The organism is Psychromonas sp. SP041 (genome assembly GCF_000470315.2).
In the GTDB taxonomy this organism is placed as follows: Bacteria; Pseudomonadota; Gammaproteobacteria; order Enterobacterales; family Psychromonadaceae; genus Psychromonas.
On record NZ_CBRF02000004.1, the window covers coordinates 16,988 to 36,630 of the forward strand.

At 35.1% G+C, this 19,643-nt stretch carries 18 protein-coding genes; 8 read left to right on the forward strand and 10 right to left on the reverse strand.

Going from position 1 to position 19,643, the window contains the following annotated elements; genetic code table 11:
• Positions 1-15: 15 nt before the first annotated feature.
• Positions 16-2,703, forward strand: a complete 2,688-nt coding sequence (locus SP041_RS03325; RefSeq protein ID WP_137297391.1) for a response regulator — start codon at positions 16-18, stop codon at positions 2,701-2,703.
• Positions 2,704-2,847: 144 nt separating this feature from the next.
• Here SP041_RS03325 and SP041_RS03330 read toward each other — a convergent pair whose 3' ends face one another.
• Both SP041_RS03330 and SP041_RS03335 read right to left on the reverse strand, forming a co-directional pair.
• Positions 2,848-4,446, reverse strand: coding sequence for a radical SAM protein (locus SP041_RS03330; protein WP_137297392.1), 1,599 nt, complete (start codon positions 4,444-4,446; stop codon positions 2,848-2,850).
• A gap of 154 nt (positions 4,447-4,600) precedes the next feature.
• Entirely contained in the window at positions 4,601-5,497 is an 897-nt protein-coding gene (locus tag SP041_RS03335; protein ID WP_205961159.1) for a LysR family transcriptional regulator, read from the reverse strand.
• A 312-nt stretch (positions 5,498-5,809) separates the two neighbouring features.
• On the opposite strand from SP041_RS03335, the gene SP041_RS03340 reads away from it, so the two are divergent.
• The 3 genes from SP041_RS03340 (at position 5,810) to SP041_RS03350 (ending at position 9,112) form a co-directional block, all read left to right on the forward strand.
• Positions 5,810-6,721, forward strand: coding sequence for a DMT family transporter (locus SP041_RS03340; protein ID WP_137297393.1), 912 nt, complete (start codon positions 5,810-5,812; stop codon positions 6,719-6,721).
• 477 nt (positions 6,722-7,198) lie between these two features.
• Positions 7,199-8,602, forward strand: a complete 1,404-nt coding sequence (locus SP041_RS03345) for an SLC13 family permease (protein ID WP_137297394.1) — start codon at positions 7,199-7,201, stop codon at positions 8,600-8,602.
• Between the two features lie 27 nt (positions 8,603-8,629).
• Positions 8,630-9,112: a response regulator gene (locus tag SP041_RS03350; RefSeq protein WP_137297395.1), complete on the forward strand. Its 483-nt coding sequence runs from the start codon at positions 8,630-8,632 to the stop codon at positions 9,110-9,112.
• A 63-nt stretch (positions 9,113-9,175) separates the two neighbouring features.
• Here SP041_RS03350 and SP041_RS03355 read toward each other — a convergent pair whose 3' ends face one another.
• From SP041_RS03355 to SP041_RS03370, 4 genes are all read right to left on the reverse strand, one after another.
• Positions 9,176-9,562, reverse strand: coding sequence for a 3D domain-containing protein (locus SP041_RS03355; protein WP_240791410.1), 387 nt, complete (start codon positions 9,560-9,562; stop codon positions 9,176-9,178).
• A gap of 217 nt (positions 9,563-9,779) precedes the next feature.
• Positions 9,780-10,736, reverse strand: coding sequence for a DUF2914 domain-containing protein (locus SP041_RS03360; protein ID WP_137297396.1), 957 nt, complete (start codon positions 10,734-10,736; stop codon positions 9,780-9,782).
• A 288-nt stretch (positions 10,737-11,024) separates the two neighbouring features.
• Positions 11,025-11,642, reverse strand: a complete 618-nt coding sequence (locus SP041_RS03365) for a DUF938 domain-containing protein (protein WP_137297397.1) — start codon at positions 11,640-11,642, stop codon at positions 11,025-11,027.
• A gap of 2 nt (positions 11,643-11,644) precedes the next feature.
• Entirely contained in the window at positions 11,645-12,772 is a 1,128-nt protein-coding gene (locus SP041_RS03370) for a GNAT family N-acetyltransferase (RefSeq protein WP_137297398.1), read from the reverse strand.
• Between the two features lie 430 nt (positions 12,773-13,202).
• Between SP041_RS03370 and SP041_RS03375 the strand changes: the two genes are divergently transcribed.
• Together SP041_RS03375 and SP041_RS03380 are read left to right on the forward strand one after the other, a co-directional pair.
• Entirely contained in the window at positions 13,203-13,601 is a 399-nt protein-coding gene (locus SP041_RS03375) for a thioesterase family protein (protein WP_137297399.1), read from the forward strand.
• A gap of 184 nt (positions 13,602-13,785) precedes the next feature.
• On the forward strand, positions 13,786-14,079 hold the full coding sequence (locus SP041_RS03380) for a PilZ domain-containing protein (protein WP_137297400.1): 294 nt from the start codon (positions 13,786-13,788) through the stop codon (positions 14,077-14,079).
• A 195-nt stretch (positions 14,080-14,274) separates the two neighbouring features.
• On the opposite strand, the gene SP041_RS03385 is transcribed toward SP041_RS03380, so the two are convergent.
• A complete protein-coding gene (locus SP041_RS03385) occupies positions 14,275-15,030 on the reverse strand; it encodes a 4'-phosphopantetheinyl transferase superfamily protein (RefSeq protein WP_137297401.1) in 756 nt (251 codons plus the stop codon).
• A gap of 89 nt (positions 15,031-15,119) precedes the next feature.
• Positions 15,120-15,422: a DUF496 family protein gene (locus SP041_RS03390; RefSeq protein ID WP_137297402.1), complete on the reverse strand. Its 303-nt coding sequence runs from the start codon at positions 15,420-15,422 to the stop codon at positions 15,120-15,122.
• A gap of 278 nt (positions 15,423-15,700) precedes the next feature.
• Here SP041_RS03390 and SP041_RS03395 point away from each other — a divergent pair, with 278 nt between their 5' ends.
• Positions 15,701-17,080 carry a PhoH family protein gene (locus tag SP041_RS03395; RefSeq protein WP_137297403.1) on the forward strand — a complete coding sequence of 460 codons (1,380 nt, stop codon included), beginning with the start codon at positions 15,701-15,703 and terminating at the stop codon, positions 17,078-17,080.
• An 84-nt stretch (positions 17,081-17,164) separates the two neighbouring features.
• Here SP041_RS03395 and SP041_RS03400 read toward each other — a convergent pair whose 3' ends face one another.
• The gene (locus tag SP041_RS03400) at positions 17,165-17,764 is read right to left on the reverse strand and encodes an RNA methyltransferase (RefSeq protein WP_137297404.1); all 600 of its coding nucleotides are present in this window, start codon (positions 17,762-17,764) and stop codon (positions 17,165-17,167) included.
• A gap of 189 nt (positions 17,765-17,953) precedes the next feature.
• Positions 17,954-18,313, reverse strand: coding sequence for a DUF2750 domain-containing protein (locus SP041_RS03405; protein ID WP_137297405.1), 360 nt, complete (start codon positions 18,311-18,313; stop codon positions 17,954-17,956).
• 159 nt (positions 18,314-18,472) lie between these two features.
• On the opposite strand from SP041_RS03405, the gene SP041_RS03410 reads away from it, so the two are divergent.
• Positions 18,473-19,603 (forward strand): site-2 protease family protein, encoded by a 1,131-nt coding sequence (locus SP041_RS03410; RefSeq protein ID WP_137297406.1) that lies wholly within the window; start codon positions 18,473-18,475, stop codon positions 19,601-19,603.
• Positions 19,604-19,643: the final 40 nt, after the last annotated feature.

A 19,643-nucleotide genomic window follows, 5' to 3' on the forward strand; every position in this document is an offset into this window, starting at 1 on the left:
TTACAAGGAAGTTATATGTCATTTAGATTCAAAACCATGTTATTGATTGGGGTAACAGAAGCACTGTTTTTGTTGTTATTACTTTGGCAGTCTTTATCTTATATTGAGCATTCTGGTGAAGAATCTTTATATAGACGAGCGAGCGAGACGTCACACCTCTTCAGTTTATTGGCCACAAATTCAGTCATTTCATCAGATATCGCATCACTTGATGAAATTACTTTGCAAATAGCAGAACTCGAAGATATTCGCTATATACGCATAATCGATAATTTCGGTGTTCTCGCTGAAGCAGGTGATACAAGTAGCTTAGATAATGGTTTTTTTGAAGACTCTAACGTTTCTGAAATTGATGATGGCATATTTGATGCTCAAAAATTAGTGTCAGTTTCGGGGATCGAGTTTGCTAAAGTGCAAGTTGGTTTATCGGTAGATTCTTTATTATTATTTGCAAATAACGCGCGTTATCGTTTAATTATGATCGCTTTAGCCGATCTCTTTATGGTTGCTTTTGTTTCTCTTATTTTGAGCATGTATTTAACTAAAGGTTTGCTGGCTTTACAAAAAGTAGCGTTGGCCGTTACAAGAGGAGATATGAGTTCTCGAGTGAGGATCATATCAAAAGATGAACTCTCAGATACCGCTCGAGCCTTTAATGTCATGTTAGATAAAGTGAATTCTGACCAGAAAAAGCTCAATGAAAATGCCATTAACCTTACTAAAGCTAAACAAATAGCCGAAGATGCATCCCAAGCTAAATCTAGATTTTTATCACAAATGAGCCATGAAATACGTTCTCCTATGAACGCAGTTTTAGGCGCAGTTAATTTAGTTGCAGAAAAAATAAAAGAGCCACCTGAATATATTCGTTTATTAAATACTGCACAAACAAGTGGTAGTGCATTACTTGATGTCGTTAATGACATACTCGATTTTTCTAAAATTGAAGCGGGTCATATGGAACTGAAATACAGTGAAATTGACCTAGCAGCTTTAATTGAAGATGTACTTAATAGCGTTGAAGCAAAAACGGTTAAAAGTGAGTTAACGTTATTGGGTGATGTATCTCCAGGTGAAATTGGCCGTGTTGTTACAGATGGGGCTCATTTTCGCCAAATCTTAAATATTCTTGTTGATAATGCCTGTAAGTTTACTGACCAAGGTGTCGTAATGGTCACATTGAGTCGCATTATGTTAAAAACGGGAGAGGAAATGCTGCATGTTAGTGTCAAAGATTCTGGCATGGGTATTAAAGAGAGCTGTCTTTCTAAAATATTCGATGAGTTTGAACAAGTCGATTCAACATTAGAAGCCAGATCAAGTGGTACAGGGCTAGGTTTAAATATAGCACAAGGGCTTATTACTTTAATGAATGGGTTTATTGGTGTTAGGAGTGTTATTGGACAGGGAAGTGAATTTTATTTTACGTTACCCGTTGAATTTATCGATCAAGTACCATCAGAAATGCCTATGCTTGAAGGACCAATGATCCTTGTGTCCGATAATAAAAGTTTACAATCTATTTTTTGTGAAAAAATGAAAAAAATGAACATTACCTTTTTTGAATTTGATGATATTAGTACGTTACGTGAAAATATCACCGATTCGATTTTAAGTAATACAGCAATTTGGTTAATTGATGATAACGTTTTAAAAAAAGAAAATAGTCATCATGATTGGATAAGTTCTCTTAAGCTTAAGATTAATTGTATCAGTAGCTTAGGAGTTGATCTTCCTTTCCCTTATTGCGATTTTAACCGTATAAATCGTCCAATATATTGTCATGATATCTGTTATTTAAATTCAATTAATAAAACAAAATCAGTGGAAAGAACAACAATTGATCTCCACAAAAGTGTAGGTAATAAAAACACGCTTTTATTAGTCGATGATATAGAAGCCAATCGATTCATTGCAGGGGAAACCTTAAAGAATAGAGGTTACCAAGTGTCGTTTGCTTGTGATGGTATTGAAGCGTTAGAAATATTAGAAAAGCAATTGTTTGATGTGATTCTTATGGACGTCCGCATGCCAAGAATGAATGGAATCGATGCAGTTAAAAATTTAAAAGCGGGTAATAGTATTAATCAACATACGCCGGTTATCGCGATGACAGCGAATGCAGAAGTGTCAGAAATGGAGAGATGTAAAGCAGCTGGAATGGACGACTTCATTGGTAAGCCTTTTAATACTCAAATACTAGTTGAATGCATTAATCGTTGTATTTACAACACCAAAGTTAAGATGAAGTCCATCACGAAAGATAAAGCTGATGAAAATGATCATTCTGGCAACAATAACCTCACTACCAATAACATAAATAATAACTGCGAAGCATTAACAGAAGAGATCTTTTTATCGAAAGAGTCGCTTAAAGGTCTAGCTGAAGATACATCGCCTGAAGCAGTGTTAACCTTAATTGGATTTTTTATCGATGATATCAACCATCGTAGTGAGTTGATTAACCAGTCTCTTAATAACTCAGATCTAGAAGCTCTTGCGGATCATGCTCACGCACTAAAAAGTTCTGCGGGTTCGTTAGGTGCTGAAGCTATGTTTTCACTCTGTAAAAACTTAGAGCAAGCTAGTTTAGCGGAAGACTTTCTTAAAGCAAAATCTATCTGTGCAGACTTAAATCATATTGCTGAACGTACTTTGACGGCTTACAAAGACTTCATAAATAACCAAGGAGGCACTGCTTAAGATTCTGCTTAAGGCTTTGTTTAAGGTTTAGTTAAACTTGTTCAAACGCGCTGCTAGATAATAAAAAAGCGCGTTTTATTAACAGACTTGAATCTGCCAGAGTTTTAATGTTGATAATTAATAGGAAAGAATAGCAGCACAGCTTTATTGCATGTGTTGCTTCTGACGTTGTAATAACTTACTTGGTTTAGTGGCGTCTTTTACCTGTGCAGCATAAAGGTTAAGTGTGTTGAATACACTTTTAAGGCCTGAAGCCGTGTAGTCTCGCTCAAGTTGTGGCAGCACGACTTCATGTTGGTCAGGAAACAAAGCAACGACCGATTGCGAAATTAACTCGTATAAACGCTTAAGATTAATCTTATGTGTTTGTCCCGTTTCGTCGAATATCCAGTTAGAAATCGCCATAAAGTTATCAAAAGGCTTATCAGCGAGTAGGTAATCTAAGGTGTGTTTAAATCGTCCTGAATTACCAATCATATCCCAATATCTTGCAAAGCGATTAACCAATTGCATGGTGGCAAAATCGACACGATCCGTACTTAAAATATTAAACGGTGGTAACGGGTTAAAACGTAAATCAAAATTTTCAGTGTGTCTAATAATCGGGCTTCCTTTAAGGCGCTTTAAAATACCCATTTGTATTTCATGTGGCTTACACGCGTATAGCTGGTCGAAACTATCCTTAAAGGTGTCAAAAGTTTCACCTGGTAGTCCAAAAATTAAATCGGCATGAATATGTGCGGTGGTATTTTCTTTCAGCCAGATTAAATTATCTTTTGATTTTTTGTTATTTTGTTTACGGCTGATATTAGTTTGAACTTGTTGGTCAAAGGTTTGAATACCAATTTCAAACTGCAATGTATTTTCAGGGAATAGCGCTAACATTTCTTTTAGTTTTCTAGGCAGGTGATCTGGCACTACTTCAAAGTGCAGATACAAGTCATCGGTCATTCTATCTAAGAAAAATTGCATAATTTGCAGTGAGGTATTAATGTCTAAGTTAAAGGTTCTATCAATAAACTTAAAGTTACGAGCGCCACGTTCATACAGTGTGAGCATTTGCTTTAAGAACACGGTTAACTCATAAGGATTGGATTTGGTATCTAACGAAGATAAGCAAAATTCACATTTGAAAGGGCAGCCACGAGATGCTTCAACATAGAGTAAGCGATTCTTTAAATCTTCATCGGTATAATACTGATAAGGCATTTCAAGATCTTTTAAATCAACGGGTTTTGATTTCATGATCTTTGTATCTGGTGCATTATTGCTCAGAAGATCTCTACAAAGTTCATAGAAGCTGATATCCGCTTCACCTGTTAATACATAATCTGCCGTTTGAACAATAAGTTGATCTTCTGATTCATAACTTACTTCAGGTCCACCGAGTACTATTGTAACTTCTGGAGCAATGACTTTTAGTAGGCTAACCACATTAGTAGTTTCAACAATATTCCAAATATAAACCCCAAAACCTACTATCGATGGCTTGGCCGCTAGTATTTGTTCAACAATATCTAATGGACGAGTATGAATAACAAATTCTTTAACTTCACAATTATCTTGCAACTCTTTTAAGTTCGCATACAAGTAACGTAGCCCTAAACTAGAGTGAATATATTTAGAGTTAAGCGTTGAAAGTACGATGCTAGAGGGAGTTAACCCTTCAATAACGGGTACCTTCTCTTCATTGTTACCAGTACGCATAATTGTGAGTGCATTATCGAATTGTTGAATAGTCATTAAAGCTCTTAAATCTCGGGGGAATATATGCGCGACATAATACAGTAATCGCTTATTCTATTCAGCGTCTATTTTCTCTAATGAGAAAGGGAGCGATTTAATGCTTAATATCTACATAAATGGACTCTGTAAATAACTCTGTCTAACTGTGAGTTTACATTGTCTTATGCCAACGAGCTAAAAGTGTAGCGAGTTGTTTACTAGGACTCCCTTTCTTTTCACTTTCTCTGGTGAGTGCAGACCAAGCAAGGTCAAGCCCTTTGGGGCCCAGTTTAGTTGAGCTAATTCTTTGGGTTTTAAGTGCAGAACTGACCGCCCATTTTGACAATATGCTCACGCCTAGGCCTGCACTAATTAATTCAATAATCGCATCGGTCATTTCAACGATCTCTAACTGTTGTGGAATAACGCCTGAAGGGCTAATAAAACGGTCATATTCAAAGCCAGGCAATACGGTTTGGCTATAAGTGTAGTAATGTTTTTCTCTGAGATCTTCAGCTTCAATGAAGTTTTTATTGCTTAACGGATCGTGATAGGGCGTTACCAGTACTAATTCATCGATAAAAAGCGGTGTTGTTTTTATGCCTGGTGTCGCAAGGTGTCCTGGTGCAATCACGACATCGACTGAACCATGTTGTAGACTGGTTATAGGATTCTGTGTGGCTGAGGCGACTAATCTTATTTTTAAATTTGACGTATTTTGGTTAACAAATTGAATAAAAGCAGGAAGCCAGTAATAACATGAATAAGAAGCAACCCCTAAGCGTACGACTTGATTATTTAGGCTGGCATTCGCTTCAAAATCGGTTTCTGCTCGCTCTAATATAGGAAGGGTTTGTAGCGCCGCTTTTGTTATTAATGAACCTGCTGGTGTTAACTTTAAACGACGACCTTCTTTTTCAAAAAGCTTTCCTCCTAACCGACGTTCTGCTTCTGCTATGCGATGGCTTAATGCTGATTGACTGATACCTAAAGCATCAGCTGCTTGTGCAACATTACCTAACTCAGAGATAGTGCTAAGCATTTGCCAGTGTTTAATGTCGAGTTTCATAGAGAGTCCATTTAAAGTCGTTATGCTGTTATCTGCTGTTATATCAATGTTGACATCATTACCTACAACATTATCTACATCAATACTTGCACTAATACCGTTAGCTATTTTTTCTTAAAATTACTTATTGCCACGGGTTTTATTGCATGAATAAAATGCATGTTTTTAATTAAAAATTCACTTATATATTAATGTAAATTCTACTATTGTCTATCGAATCTAAACTAGAGTTAGTTTCAATGCACAGGCGTTACCATTGCTAAGATCATTTGCCTTGAAGCGTTAATCAACGATAAATAATAGGAATAAAAAATGACATCACAAACAAACGGGCCTTTATTCGTGTTATTAGCGGCTATTGGATTTGGCTTCAATCCACTGTTTGTGCAAATCTTGTTTGCTCAAGGCATGACGCCGGAAATGGTGACACTTTATCGTTTTGTTTTACCTTGTATTTTGTTGTTATTTTATCTTCCAACCCCTTTAGTTTTATGGGCTGAAGTGAGCAGAATGTTGATGTTAGGATTCGCTAATGGTCTCGCTATGTTAGTTTACTTTTATGCGTTGCAAACGTTACCATCAGCCACGGCTATTCTGATTTATTATACGTATCCGTTTTTCTCTCTGTTGATTGGTGTCTTAATGTTCCAACGTATGGTGAGCATCAATGCCTTATTATCTGCCATATTAGTGTTGATTGCCGCGTCATTAGTTATCCAGCCAGATCAATTATCAATGGAATCTAAGTGGTTGGTGATCGGTTGTTTTTTAGCGCCAATGATATTTGCTTTGCAAATTCAATATTTAGCAAAGCCTAAACAGAACTTAACGGCACTAGGGCGTATGGCTTGGGGAACCATAGGGCATTTAATCGTACTGATTCCAATGGCTATTTATAGTTGCCCTGTGATGATATTTCCTGATGGGCTAAATGGATGGTGGGCATTATTGGGGTTGGCCTTTATTGCAGCCGCGTTACCTCAATATTTATTTGTAATAGGCGCCATTAAAACAAAACCTGACGTTATTGCTATCTTGGGCGCTGCTGAGTTGGTCGTCGCTATGCTCTCTTGTTCATTGTTGCTTGATACTAGGTTAACGCGACTTGATATCACTGCGATGTTATTAGTTATTGTGGCACTTTGTATACGTGATCCTAAAGCTATTCAACATATTAAAGCTATTGCTGAAACAGACTTAGAGAAGCTTAACGTTTCGTCATAAAAGAAAGTAACTTCATCATAGGCTTTTTATCACAAGATAAGGCAATAAAGCACTGCATATAAAAACCTTGTAATAGGAGAGACTACAGAAAAATGCATAGAAATAGATTAATGCTCACAATTGCTTTTTTGATCTCCTCTACAAAGAAATAACATCATTTCATTTAACGCCTCTTTTATTGATCTAGCACTATTCTTGTCAATGTTAGACTCTTGATAATGGCTTTAAACAACAATTAGTTCTTTCTTATACCAATGGAATTAAATAAGTGATCAGAGATTGCGCAGGAAAAATTAACACTAATAAGGCGTGAGTTGTAGGAGATAGTTGTTCTCACTTCAAAACTCACAACGCAGTTAGGGGTGATTTTAACCAGCAAGAATGATCACCTTATTAATTCTTTCGGTATTAATGTCTGTTTAGCACCTTATAGGTGATTGGCTATAGATTATTGGTGAATGTTTAGGAGGCGATGAAATGCATAAATATTTAAAATATATATTGCCAATAGCCATACCATTATTGATTCTTTATTTACCATTATCTGTTTTTCCTTTTGAAGGTATGACGATTGTACAAAAACGTATTGCCGCTATTTTTGTATTCGCTACGCTCAGTTGGGTATTGGAGCCAATCCCTATTTATGCAACTTCTGTCGCTATTATCGCTCTTGAACTGTTTTTAGTCTCCGATAAAGCAATCATTTTTTTTCGTGGCTTAGAAGGAACTCCGCAGTATGGTGTTGTAATCAACCATGTCGATATCATGGCTACTTTTGCTAGTCCGATTATTATGCTTTTTTTAGGCGGTTTCTTTTTAGCTATTGCCGCTACAAAATTTCGCTTAGATGTAAATTTAGCAAGAGTACTTCTCCATCCCTTTGGCAATAACCCTCGTTATGTCATGTTAGGACTGATGTTGATCACGGGAATGTTTTCAATGTTTATGTCAAACACCGCAACAACTGCCATGATGTTGTCAATTTTAGCTCCTGTGATTGCATTGTTTAGCCCTAAAGATCCTGGTCGTATAGCTTTTGCTTTATGTATTCCTCTTGCTGCTAATATAGGTGGAATTGGAACTCCTATTGGTACGCCACCAAATGCTATTGCACTTAAATACTTACAAGGTATCAACAGTATTAATTTTGGCGAGTGGATGGCATTTGGGGTGCCTTTTGCTTTGTTAATGATGGCTTTTTCATGGTTTCTTATCAATAAACTTTTCCCTGCTAAACAACAGAAAATTACATTAGATATTCAAGGCGAGTTTTTAAAAACACCGAAAGCGTTGTTAGTTTATACGATATTTATTGTTACTATTTTATTATGGTTAATGGGCTCTGTTCATGGAATGAATTCTTATACGGTGGCAATGCTCCCTGTGACTGTTTTTCTCATGACTGGTATCATTACTAAAGATGATTTAAAGAAAATTTCATGGGATGTATTGTGGTTAGTATCCGGTGGTATTGCATTAGGTTTAGCATTAGATAAAAGCGGTTTAGCGGAATTGATCGTTTACAGCATTCCCTTTAACTCTTTTTCTCCTTATGTGGTGTTAGTTGGCGCTACCTTGATGAGTTGGTTGATGTCTAATACTGCAACAGCAAATTTGTTGTTGCCTATGATGGCAGCATTAGGCGCTTCAATGACTTCATTAGCTCCATTGGGAGGTGAAGTCGCTTTGATATTAGTGGTTACCTTTGCCTCTTCACTCGGTATGGCATTACCTATTAGCACGCCGCCTAATGCGTTAGCTCATGCTACTGGCCACATAAAAACAAATGACATGGCTAAGGTAGGTATTATCGTTGGACTATCTGGTGTATTACTAAGCTTTGTTGTCGTTTGGGTATTGAATCTATTAGGTCGAGTTTAGAACAGGCATCTACTTTAGAGGGAAATCATGGATAAATTACATCTTGTTTGTGTCGATGAAGATAGCGAAGTGACGTTTAAACTATTACATGATCTCGCGCCATTAACTGAATTTTTAACCTTCACTCAGTGCCATTCAGCCGATGAAGCTATAACTAAGTTAGATAGTATTGATAGACAAGGAGACTTTGTCGCAATATTAGTTTCTGGGTTAACTGAATGCGCTGAATGTGCAAAGCAATTGTTAGACGTTATAGCGGAAGATACTCGATTTGATCATACCAAAAGAATATTGATTGCTAATGATACGTCAAAAGAGGTACTGATTAATGCGATTAATGTGGCTCATATTAATCGTTTTTATGAATTGGACTGGGATGCTGAGCTTTTATTGCAACAAGTTAGAGTACTACTAACAAAATACATTTTTGCCAAAGGGCTAGATTATGAAAAGTACCAATCTCAGCTAGATTCTGAAACAATATTAAAGCGTATGCGAAAACGCCTTTGAGCTGTCTAAATTGATATTGGGTTAACGAATTTATTAAGTCATCATGAGATGGGTAATGAGTGGTTATTTATCATTGGTCCAATAGATAACAACTTGCTGTTTCCCCCATTCTCGCGCTTTTTTAACATCTTTACCCATGTAAATATCGATTTTCTTTTTCCAGCGTTTATTCATTTTATCTAACACTCGAAACGTGCCTTCGAAACCTTTAATTCTAACTTCTTGTTGATGAGTTAACCCCAATTTCAAAAGGTCTCTTGATACGGCAATCGATTTCATACCTGGTTTCAGTTTGTCTCCCCATGCGGCTTCGTTTGGCGTCGAATCTGTCTCGCGGATACTTGAAGTATAGGCACTTGCTGTTACCGTTAATGATTGTTCTGCTATAGCGAAACCCATAAATGACATGAGCGTTAATACAATACCGATATGAAAGTTAGATTTCATCATGAATAGTCCTTTATTATTTATACCCGTTACCGTTCAAGCTAACGACCCAGAAGGTAATCTGTGAAGTAAACACTTTCGTTGTTAGAAAGTGTCGATTTAACCCATTAGATCTTCTTCTTCCTGCCTAGCATCTGTTCACTTCACTGCTTGCTGAATTTTGTATCTTGAATGGTAACGGGTATATCTGTTTATTTATTAAAAACCGTCACAGATAAATCTAGTATTTAAATTGACTAATAGCCAGTACGTCATCGTTTTGGTTTTGAAGTTCAACTTTCCATTGGCCATGCATATTTGATTGAATGAACTTACTCGAATGACTTCTCCAACGATTACCTATGACGCCTATTCGTATTTTTGCAATATGTTCATCATTTAAACTCCATTGATAATAGAGCGTCGTATTTTTTGAGTCATCAATTTGAGAGAAAGCATAGATCGTTGCAATATTATTATCAAAAACAATGTCGTTGATAGTGCCTACTGGTTCATTATTGATGACATTTTGAGAAAGAGTAAAACGTTCAACATCATCAGAAAATATCTCTGTTTTAACCTGAGTGAATAGTACCGAGGAATTATTGGTCTTTATTACAGGTGCCTCAGTTGCCGCCGTATTTAAGGCTGTCGATGCATTAGCTGTTAAATTATTTATTTTATCTTCGATAACAGGGGATTGTTCAGTATCGCCACTTGTGACGTCAGACACGGTTGTATTGTCACTTGACGAAGTATTTTCACTTGACTGCTTAATAGCTGAAGTGATTTTTGTAAGCTCACTTTCTATGGCATTAACAGGTGTTGCATCAACACTGATATTTTCAATACTAAGGCTTTCTAATTGGGCCAGCTCTGGTTCATTTATTGGTGTTTTTGTCTCATTTGGTATGTTGGCCGTTGTTGTTGAACCTGAATTTTCTATTGTAGGAATTTGGGATACTGTTGTTGGCTCTGTACTGTCAGTCTTTGCTGCTATTGTTTGATTCTCATCAGTATTGTCTTGAGAAAAATAATAACTACCATAATAAACACTACTGCCAATGGCCATAAACACTAATAGAGAACATCCAATAATTCTCCCCCAGTGGTACTGATATTTTTTTTCATCCTGAGTGATACTATTTTGTTGCGGTTTAAAATTAACTCGGATGGTAAATTTTTCCGATTTATTCATGCTTTTGATCTCACTGAGGTTCTGATAAGTAATAAAATATTGGACTATTAATACAATTAATAATTCAAAGGTGCTTTTAGGCTTTTTTGTCTGATGTGATTATTATTTTACTTATTTGGTATGTATTTGCTACTTTTCTAAGTCTAAATCGTTAAATGAATTAATGTTAATGATGACTTAATCATTGAATAACGAGCGTTGGGGAGGGCAGCTGCACTAGATTGAGTGTTAAGTGCTGACAATAAATCTTAGTGCTGCTTACCGTCACTGCGAAGCAACGGGTTAGGGTTATTTGTTGGAAGTCTGTTTTCGAAAGCATAATAGCTGATTGTTAGCGGGCATTACGTGATCATTTATTAGATTAAGGTTTGCTGAGTTTGCCAATATTAATATGTCTTCAATGTTACGAATACCGCTGTTTTTATCTCTTTCTTTTAGCCACAAATCAAAACTTTCATTGCTTTCGCTAGTAAACTTTCCTTTATATTTAAAAGGACCATAAATACAAATATGAGCGCCTTCTGACAAGTTATGCGCAATGCCCTCAAAAAACTTAACCACTAATGGCCAGCTTATTATGTGTAACGTATTCGCTGTAAACAATGCGTCTATTGGTAATGCTTTGTTTGGAATTGGCCAATTTTCATTTAAATCAACGATGATAGGTTTTTCAATATTCGCTAATGCGCTTTCATCTAACCATTGATTAATGCCACTGTGATTGATTGGTAAATCACTGGTTTGCCAAGTTAAGTGCGTTAAATGTTCAGCAAAGAAGACGGCATGTTGTCCTGTCCCTGAACCAATTTCTAATACATGTTTATTAGACGCGAATAGGCTTGTTAAAAGATTGAGAATAGGTTTTTTATTGTTTTCAGATGCTTGAGAAAAAGGTTTATTGGTCATTTTTAATCTAATTTTTTGAAGGGTAAGAATTCACGACATTGTTCTTGATACATTAGCATGTGGCTTTGCTCTTGTTGACAAAAATCTTTAATCGCATCTTTAAAGCTAGGGTGCATTATCCAATGATAAGAGTAAGTTAAAATAGGTTCAAAGCCTCTTTGAATTTTATGCTCTCCCTGAGTACCTGGATTAAAACTTGTTAGATTATTTTCAATACAAAACTCAATACCTTGATAATAACAAAGTTCAAAATGTAAATTATTATAGTATTCAGTACACCCCCAATAACGCCCGTATAGTTGTGAGTCATCATAAAAAAACAATGCACAAGCAACATCTTCTTGGCCATTATCCGCAATGAGTAATAAGACATTATCGGTCATTTTATTGACTATATCTTTAAAGAACTCTGCATTTAAATGAGGCTGGTGACCACGTTTTAAATAGGTTAATTGATAGGTTAAATAAAAGAAATCTAAGTCTTTCTGTGTGATTTGATGATTTACTAATCGTCGAATGTTAATTCCTTGCTGAACCACTGATAACCTTTCTTTACGCGTGCTTCTTCTTTTACGTGATGTAAAAGTATTAAGGAAGTCATCGAAGCTTTTATAGTTACGATCAAACCAATGAAATTGTACGGTATTACGTTGATAAACATCTTCTGGTAACGCTGTTGTTATTTGATCGCAATAAAGTAAATGCCAACTGTTAATTTGTTCTTGTTCACAATGTTGTATTAGCGGTTCAAATAAATTGCATAAGTGTAGCTCTGAAGACAGTAATTTATCACTATTGACAGGCGTAAAAGGTATGGTCGCTACTAATTTAGGATAATAATCAATGTTGTATCTTTTAAATGCATCTGCCCAATCCCAATCAAAAACATACTCTCCCCATGAGTGACTCTTTAAATACATTGGCATAATAGCGAGGACCTCATCACCTGCTTTTGCGAGCAAGTGGTGAGGTTGCCATCCTTGTTGAGTACTAACGGACTGACTATTCTCAAGTGCCTTAAAAAAATCATAGCGAAGAAAAGGGCAGGTTGAGTTGTTTAACTTGTTCCAATCATTCTCATTGATATTTTCAATCGAATTAACGAAGTTAATGTTTATGTGGGTGGTCAATTGACATTCCTTAATTACTAATCAGTATGTGCATGGAAATATTAATACTCATTTTATGCGAATCATTATGCTGTGGTTAATTATATATTGATAATAAAACGTTTTATAAATTGTCTTTTATTTAAGATATAACGATAAACAGCGAGAGTTAAATTAACTTTTTATCGTTATTTATCTAATTAAGCGCCGTTTAGTTTATATGTAGGTATTTCAGTTGTTTTGAGTATCAGTATTACTGAATATACTTTTATATTTATAAGTTCTAGATTATAAATTCACTATAAAGTGTTAACTATTAATTTTATATTTGTAGTGGCAAGATAAGTGGTATAATGATCAATGACTTATGATTAAAATTAAAGCGTTTTTGACGATGTAGAATCGACATTAGGCTTATTGTAAACTGTTATTAGACAAATAGGTTTTGTATATGAGTAATAAAATATACCATCATCCCGTGCAGATTTATTATGAAGATACAGATCATTCTGGCGTGGTTTATCATCCCAATTTTTTGAAATATTTTGAGCGTGCTCGTGAACATGTAATTGATAGCCAACGTTTAAATAGATTATGGAATGAGCAAGGCATCGGTTTTGCTGTTTATAAAGCCAATATGATCTTTCAAGAAGGAGTGGAGTTTGCTGAGGTGTGTGATATTCGTACCAGTTTTATTATTGAAGGTAAATATAAAACATTATGGCGACAAGAAGTGTGGCGTCCTAATGCGATAAGAGCCGCAGTAATTGGAGATATCGAAATGGTCTGTTTAGATAAAGATAAGCAGTTACAACCGATTCCAAATGAAATATTGGCATTACTGGTTTAATTTTAATCATTATTGACATTTAATCACGAGCACACAATGAGTAATAAATTGTGATTACTTATATGATTGCCAATATTAATATTGAGCAATGTTACGGCTCTCTCAAACTGATTAAAATAACTTATTTCAAACTTGCAGAAATGTTATTTATAAGTCATTTTAGAACTTTGAAAAAGGGATAATTATGTATTTTGCACAAAATGAACAACGATCATTCCATCGAATGGAAATTAATTTACCTATCGAAATTATAAAAGATGGAATTACTTACCATGGAATTTGTAGCGATTTAAGTAGCACTGGAATGCGAATTTCGTTCAACAAACCCGGATTAAGTACTGGTGATGAAGTCAATATACATCTAAATACTGATGATGAACGTTTTCTTCCGTTAAATGCGACAGCCAAACTAATACGTGTTAGTGAATATGGTGGTGAAAATTTTTCGGCTGCAGTTGAATTTTTAGCTTTAAAATAATATGTGCGCCTTAAAATATATTTAGATACTAACTCACGGAATCAAGTATTAAACTGTTATTAATTTTGCTTGGTAAAATGATTCATTTCTTCGTTATAAATGCTGTAAAGAAGTGAGCTATCTACTTTACTCATGGTTTGGGTTAATTTAGTCTTAACTAAACTCTTTGAAGTTGGGTACATTGGCTCAATCTATTTAATCTAATGAGGCTAATAAATGCTTAGCATCAAAGTCATTTATAGTTTGTTGTACTTTACTCGCTCGGCATATTGCTAATGATTGCTTATTAAACATGCTTTGAATGCATTGCCAAGGTGCTTCTTTATCAAGTGTATAGTGGTCATTAAAATTAACATTAATGTTATTTGATAATCGTTTGTTAAAGTCAAAGTAAAAACTATCCAACCCTAGTCCAATACCGATGCCTGTCGCTTTAACAAAAGCTTCCTTTAGCGTCCAAATTTCAAAGAAGCGTTGCTGTTGTTGCTCCCCTAATAAATCGATCAGTTGTTCATGTTCTTGTTTGGCAAAATAACGTCGACTAATTGGTTCAATACTGATTTTACGCTTTGGGTTTTCTATATCACAACCAATATCATCACTAATACAAACTGTCATTATAATGAGTTCATTGTTATGGCTAAGGTTAAAGCGCAGATCATTTATATTATCAACTAATGTTGGTTTACCATGTTGATTGCGTATAAATTTTAAAGATCTTGGATCAGCATGGGTATATTGAGATAATATTAATCGGCATAGCGCACGGGTTATTGTCGAGGTATGTTGCGCAGCTTTGTTTTTATATTGTTTGAGTTTAAATATCTCTTCATCACTTAATAATGTTTGTAATGAAGTTATCGTTTCAATTGATAATAGATGAGGCTCAATAAACCATAAATCAATATGGTTCGTTCTTAATGATTGTGGGGAAGAGGTAGGAAGAATCAATTATTCACCATCTATAAAATAAAACATATAAAAGCAAAAAAGATAGCTAAGCTATCTTTTTATAATTAATTTTAGAACAGAATAAAAACTTATTTAGTTGATTCTGGACGTCTAAATGCATTGATTTGTTTATTCACTTCACGACGTTCTTTTGATAACTCAGCGCCTGTGATGATGTGATCGTCAACACGATCTTCGTAATCAGATTGCATGTTTTTGATAATATTAACAATATCCGCATGACTCATATTGGGTGTGATGTACTCAGATAAGTTTGTTAATAGATCCACACGTTTGCGGTTATCACGGATTTTTTTCTCATTATCAATGATTTCACGTTTTAGTTTGTTTTTACGGCGAGTGTTTTTTACCAATTCAAGAACAGTACTCATTTATCACACCTTTTTATTTATACACTTAATGATTATTCAAATAGTAACAAATAATATTATTCGTTTAATTAAATCAATAAATTGCTGATTTTTACTTAGAATTCAATTATACGCTGCATATTCATTTACGAAACCGATTTTTTAAAAAAATGTTAGATAAATAACTTATTGTTGGACTTTTATGATGCTTTTGTAAAAGATAGTCATGTCATAAAAGCGTAATAACTTACTGTTTATATAAAAACTCCACTGCAACATCATACCCAGAGGAATTATTCATGACAGATATAGCACGTAAATTTTATATACTAGATACCAATGTTTTATTACATGAACCTTTAGCTTTATATTCCTTTCAAGAACACAATGTTGTCATTCCTATGACAGTATTAGAAGAATTAGACCGAATCAAAGATAGACAAAAAGATGTCAGCAGAGACGCACGAGTTGCTATCCGTAGTTTAGAGTTACTTTTTCAAGATGCGAGTACAGAACAAATTAGCCAAGGAGTAGAAATAGATCACAAAGGTGTTCAGTTAGGTGGTGTTATTTCCATTTTTGCTGATCACCATGCCTCGTTTATACAAGAATCCTTTAGTGAAGATGAACCCGATAACCGTATTATCAACGCTGCGTTATACCTACAAAAAAGCAAAGCTCCTGCTAAAGTTATCTTAGTGACTAAAGACATTAATATGCGTCTCAAAGCCAAGGGAGCAGGGCTTAAGTTTGTAGAAGATTATAGAACCGACCAAGTTATTGATGATGTCGATTTATTAAGTAAAGGCTATCAAACAGTAGAAGGACAGTTTTGGGATAATATTAAAGAATGTGAAACCTTCAATCGTGGTGAAGATACTTACCATCAACTCAAATCAGACAAAATACATAACCCGTATACTAATCAATATGTGATTGATGAAAAAAACGATTTTGTTGGAAAAGTAACTGACCATTTTAAAGATGAAGTCGAGTTATTAGATATCGGTTACGATCGTTTAATGAATCAGCAGGCTTGGGGAATTACACCGAAAAATATATATCAAGGTATGGCCATCAATGCATTGTTAGACCCGAAGGTTGATTTGGTTATTTTAACGGGCCCAGCAGGTTGTGGGAAAACCTTACTCGCGGTTGCCGCTGCACTTGAATTGGTGATTGAAAATAAGCAGTACGATAAAATTATTGTCACGCGTAACACGCCTGATATTGCTGAAAATATTGGTTTTTTACCTGGTACGGAAGAAGAGAAAATGATGCCTTGGTTAGCCTCGGTGACTGATACTTTAGAAGTGTTACATAAAAATGATAATTGCAGTACTAGCTCAGTTAACTACATTATGGATAAAGCTAATATTCAATTTAAGTCTGTTAACTTTATGCGGGGACGGAGTATTCAAAACAGTTTTGTATTACTGGATGAATGCCAAAACTTAACGGCTTCACAATTAAAAACGATCATTACTCGATGTGGGGAAGGGACTAAAATAGTCTGCTCTGGCAATCTTGCTCAAATCGACAGTAATTATCTTACGCCTGTTACATCGGGATTAACTTATATAGTGGAACGATTTAAAGATTTTGAAGGTAGTGCCAATATTTTTCTAAATGGCGTGATGAGAAGTCGATTAGCTGAATTTGCTGAGGAGCATCTTTAATAAATTAGTTTGTATTTATAATAAAAGTATTGGCTTCTTAATAAGTATTAAGAAGCCAATACTTTATACGTTCAGTTTAGAGGTTTAGTTTTTTTCTGCTTTTTCTCTTTCTAACCTTTTGGCTTCTTTGATCATATTATTTTTGTATTTCAATTCTTTCACTTTAATTTTGTTGTTTTTATCACGGCTATTTTTAATTAAATCATTATCTAATTGATGCTGTTGTGATTTTGCTAATTTATCATAAAGAACAACATTCACCGAGGCAGCTAAATTCATGCAACCAATTGTTGGTATGTAAACCACTGCATCAGCTTTATTGATCACTTGCTGTTTGATCGTCCCATCTTCTGGACCGAATAAATACATGGCATTTTCAGGGTGTTCAAAATTAGGTAATGGAATTGCACCTTCAATTAAATCAACACAGACTAGTTTCATACCCGGCTCTAAAGCGGTTAATAGATCATCATAATGTACTAATGGGACTATCTCGTGGACTTTTTGAGTGTCTGCCGCTAAACGTACTGCTCGATTAAATCGGTCACCGGAGTAAACAACTTTTTGAGCATCATAACAACCCGCTGCACGCATCGCACCACCAACGTTAGATGAGCTTTTAGGGTTAGTAAGGGCGATCATGGTACGTATTGTTGAATTCGACTCAGTTTTTTTTTCAGACATAATAAATTGGCACAGTAATTAGAAAGGGAGAAAATGGAATAGGTTATAAACGTGTTAGGTTTTATTTACTCAGATTTACTATTATTAATAGTCTAATGTTAACGGACTGTCATTATCAGTAAATAAAAGATAGGTAGAGCTAACACGCTTTTAATGTTTAATTAACTAATTCCAATAAAGGTGAGTAAATTATAACGCTTCTATTTGGCCAAGCGCTTCAGTAAATTCTGATAAACCTAGCTCAATGTCATCTTCATCGCCAACCCAGTTAAGGCCAACAATAACATCATCTTCAACTAAATCTTCTAACCAGAACTCAAACCAATCCGCTAATGCAATAGGTGCTGGCGTATAATCTTCCCATTCTTCGATACAATGTGTTTTTGCTAGCGCTTCAGATGACCATAATGGCATTACTTCAGTTTCTTCATAGCTCATTGAATCCATCACAACCCAATCACCACTTGCTTTATCTTGTAGTGCCCATAAAACTTGACTTTCTTTAACGTCATCTTGGAATTTTTCTAATGCAGCAATGTTCTGAGTCATGGTGTTTCTCTCTTATCATGAAGTGGTAAAGCTAAAAACGCTTAGTATACGGGTTAAGGTGATAATTGATAGTCAGAAATAAGGATGTTTTGATGCAATGACTTGATAGTCAGTATTTTTTAATTCTGTCATAATTACGCTGACTTAAAAGGAAAAATCATGGAATTATTACAATTAGAGCATTACGGAAAAACACTTCGACTTGAAGCTTCAATGGCTGGTTGGCAGCAACTGCATTGGGGAGAACAAATTGTGTCGCAAATAACAGCAAGCGAGTTTGCGCAAGGCAAAAAAAATCATCAGTTTGAGCTGTTTCAAGAAGTAGCGGTAAATGAGCTTCCTTTAACACCTGAAGGAGAACATTCTGAAAGAGTATCAATAAAGTGTAAGTTAGAGGTTGAACTCGTATGGCAGCCATTTTCACTTCATTATTCTTTTTTTGAAAATGAACAATTAATAAAAGAAGGTTCTCGTAATGAGAAAGATATCGAACAACAAACGCCTGTAAAGCTCGTATCAGAGCCAAAAAAAATAAGCCTTCTTGGTTTAGGTTCGTTAGCGCTAAAACTATTTAAAAGTGCAAAAATTATTAAAGTGGTGTTAGCGGGAGCAAGTGTTGCAGCTTATAGCTGGTTTTTTTCTTTTCAATTTGCTGCTGCATTAATAGCTTGTTTGGTTTTTCACGAATATGGGCATATCCGAGCCATGAAATATTTTGGTATGAAAACCAAAGGTATTTATTTAATTCCCTTTGTTGGTGGACTCGCGGTATCAGACGAAAAAATTAACACCCGTTGGCAAGATGTGGTGATTTCAATTATGGGGCCGACGTTTGGCTTAATAATGTCATTAGTATGTTTAATCATTTATTGGTTAACAAGCAGTGAATTTTTTGCGGGTCTAGCAACATTTAATGCCTTGCTTAATTTATTTAACCTTTTGCCTATTTTACCGCTTGATGGTGGGCATATATTAAAAAGCATTAGTTTTTCTATGAACAGTAAAGTGGGCCTGTTAGCTTGCGTATTAGGTGCTGCCACAGGTGTTTTTATTAGCTATGCATTAGGATTAGCGTTATTAGGTTTTTTACTATTAATAGGCAGTGTTGAAATAGTATTTGAATGGCGAGCTCGTTTTAATAGTCATTTATTACCATTAGATCGTTATGGGCAATTATTTTCAACCGCTTGGTATTTATTAACAGTAGGCGCTTTAATTGGTATTATTTTTTATTTTGCAAAATCGGGTGATCAATTATTATCACTACCTTTAATTATATTAGGCAGTTAATTTAATAGTGAAGTTTAGTATTAAAAATAAATGCTACAAA

What these genes read in the sequence shown, in the direction of transcription:
- SP041_RS03325 (WP_137297391.1), top strand. Translation starts at nt 16, where the DNA reads ATGTCATTTAGATTCAAAACCATGTTATTGATTGGGGTAACAGAAGCA.
- SP041_RS03330 (WP_137297392.1), bottom strand. Translation starts at nt 4,446, where the DNA reads ATGACTATTCAACAATTCGATAATGCACTCACAATTATGCGTACTGGT.
- SP041_RS03335 (WP_205961159.1), bottom strand. Translation starts at nt 5,497, where the DNA reads ATGAAACTCGACATTAAACACTGGCAAATGCTTAGCACTATCTCTGAG.
- SP041_RS03340 (WP_137297393.1), top strand. Translation starts at nt 5,810, where the DNA reads ATGACATCACAAACAAACGGGCCTTTATTCGTGTTATTAGCGGCTATT.
- SP041_RS03345 (WP_137297394.1), top strand. Translation starts at nt 7,199, where the DNA reads ATGCATAAATATTTAAAATATATATTGCCAATAGCCATACCATTATTG.
- SP041_RS03350 (WP_137297395.1), top strand. Translation starts at nt 8,630, where the DNA reads ATGGATAAATTACATCTTGTTTGTGTCGATGAAGATAGCGAAGTGACG.
- SP041_RS03355 (WP_240791410.1), bottom strand. Translation starts at nt 9,562, where the DNA reads ATGATGAAATCTAACTTTCATATCGGTATTGTATTAACGCTCATGTCA.
- SP041_RS03360 (WP_137297396.1), bottom strand. Translation starts at nt 10,736, where the DNA reads ATGAATAAATCGGAAAAATTTACCATCCGAGTTAATTTTAAACCGCAA.
- SP041_RS03365 (WP_137297397.1), bottom strand. Translation starts at nt 11,642, where the DNA reads ATGACCAATAAACCTTTTTCTCAAGCATCTGAAAACAATAAAAAACCT.
- SP041_RS03375 (WP_137297399.1), top strand. Translation starts at nt 13,203, where the DNA reads ATGAGTAATAAAATATACCATCATCCCGTGCAGATTTATTATGAAGAT.
- SP041_RS03380 (WP_137297400.1), top strand. Translation starts at nt 13,786, where the DNA reads ATGTATTTTGCACAAAATGAACAACGATCATTCCATCGAATGGAAATT.
- SP041_RS03390 (WP_137297402.1), bottom strand. Translation starts at nt 15,422, where the DNA reads ATGAGTACTGTTCTTGAATTGGTAAAAAACACTCGCCGTAAAAACAAA.
- SP041_RS03395 (WP_137297403.1), top strand. Translation starts at nt 15,701, where the DNA reads ATGACAGATATAGCACGTAAATTTTATATACTAGATACCAATGTTTTA.
- SP041_RS03400 (WP_137297404.1), bottom strand. Translation starts at nt 17,764, where the DNA reads ATGTCTGAAAAAAAAACTGAGTCGAATTCAACAATACGTACCATGATC.
- SP041_RS03405 (WP_137297405.1), bottom strand. Translation starts at nt 18,313, where the DNA reads ATGACTCAGAACATTGCTGCATTAGAAAAATTCCAAGATGACGTTAAA.
- SP041_RS03410 (WP_137297406.1), top strand. Translation starts at nt 18,473, where the DNA reads ATGGAATTATTACAATTAGAGCATTACGGAAAAACACTTCGACTTGAA.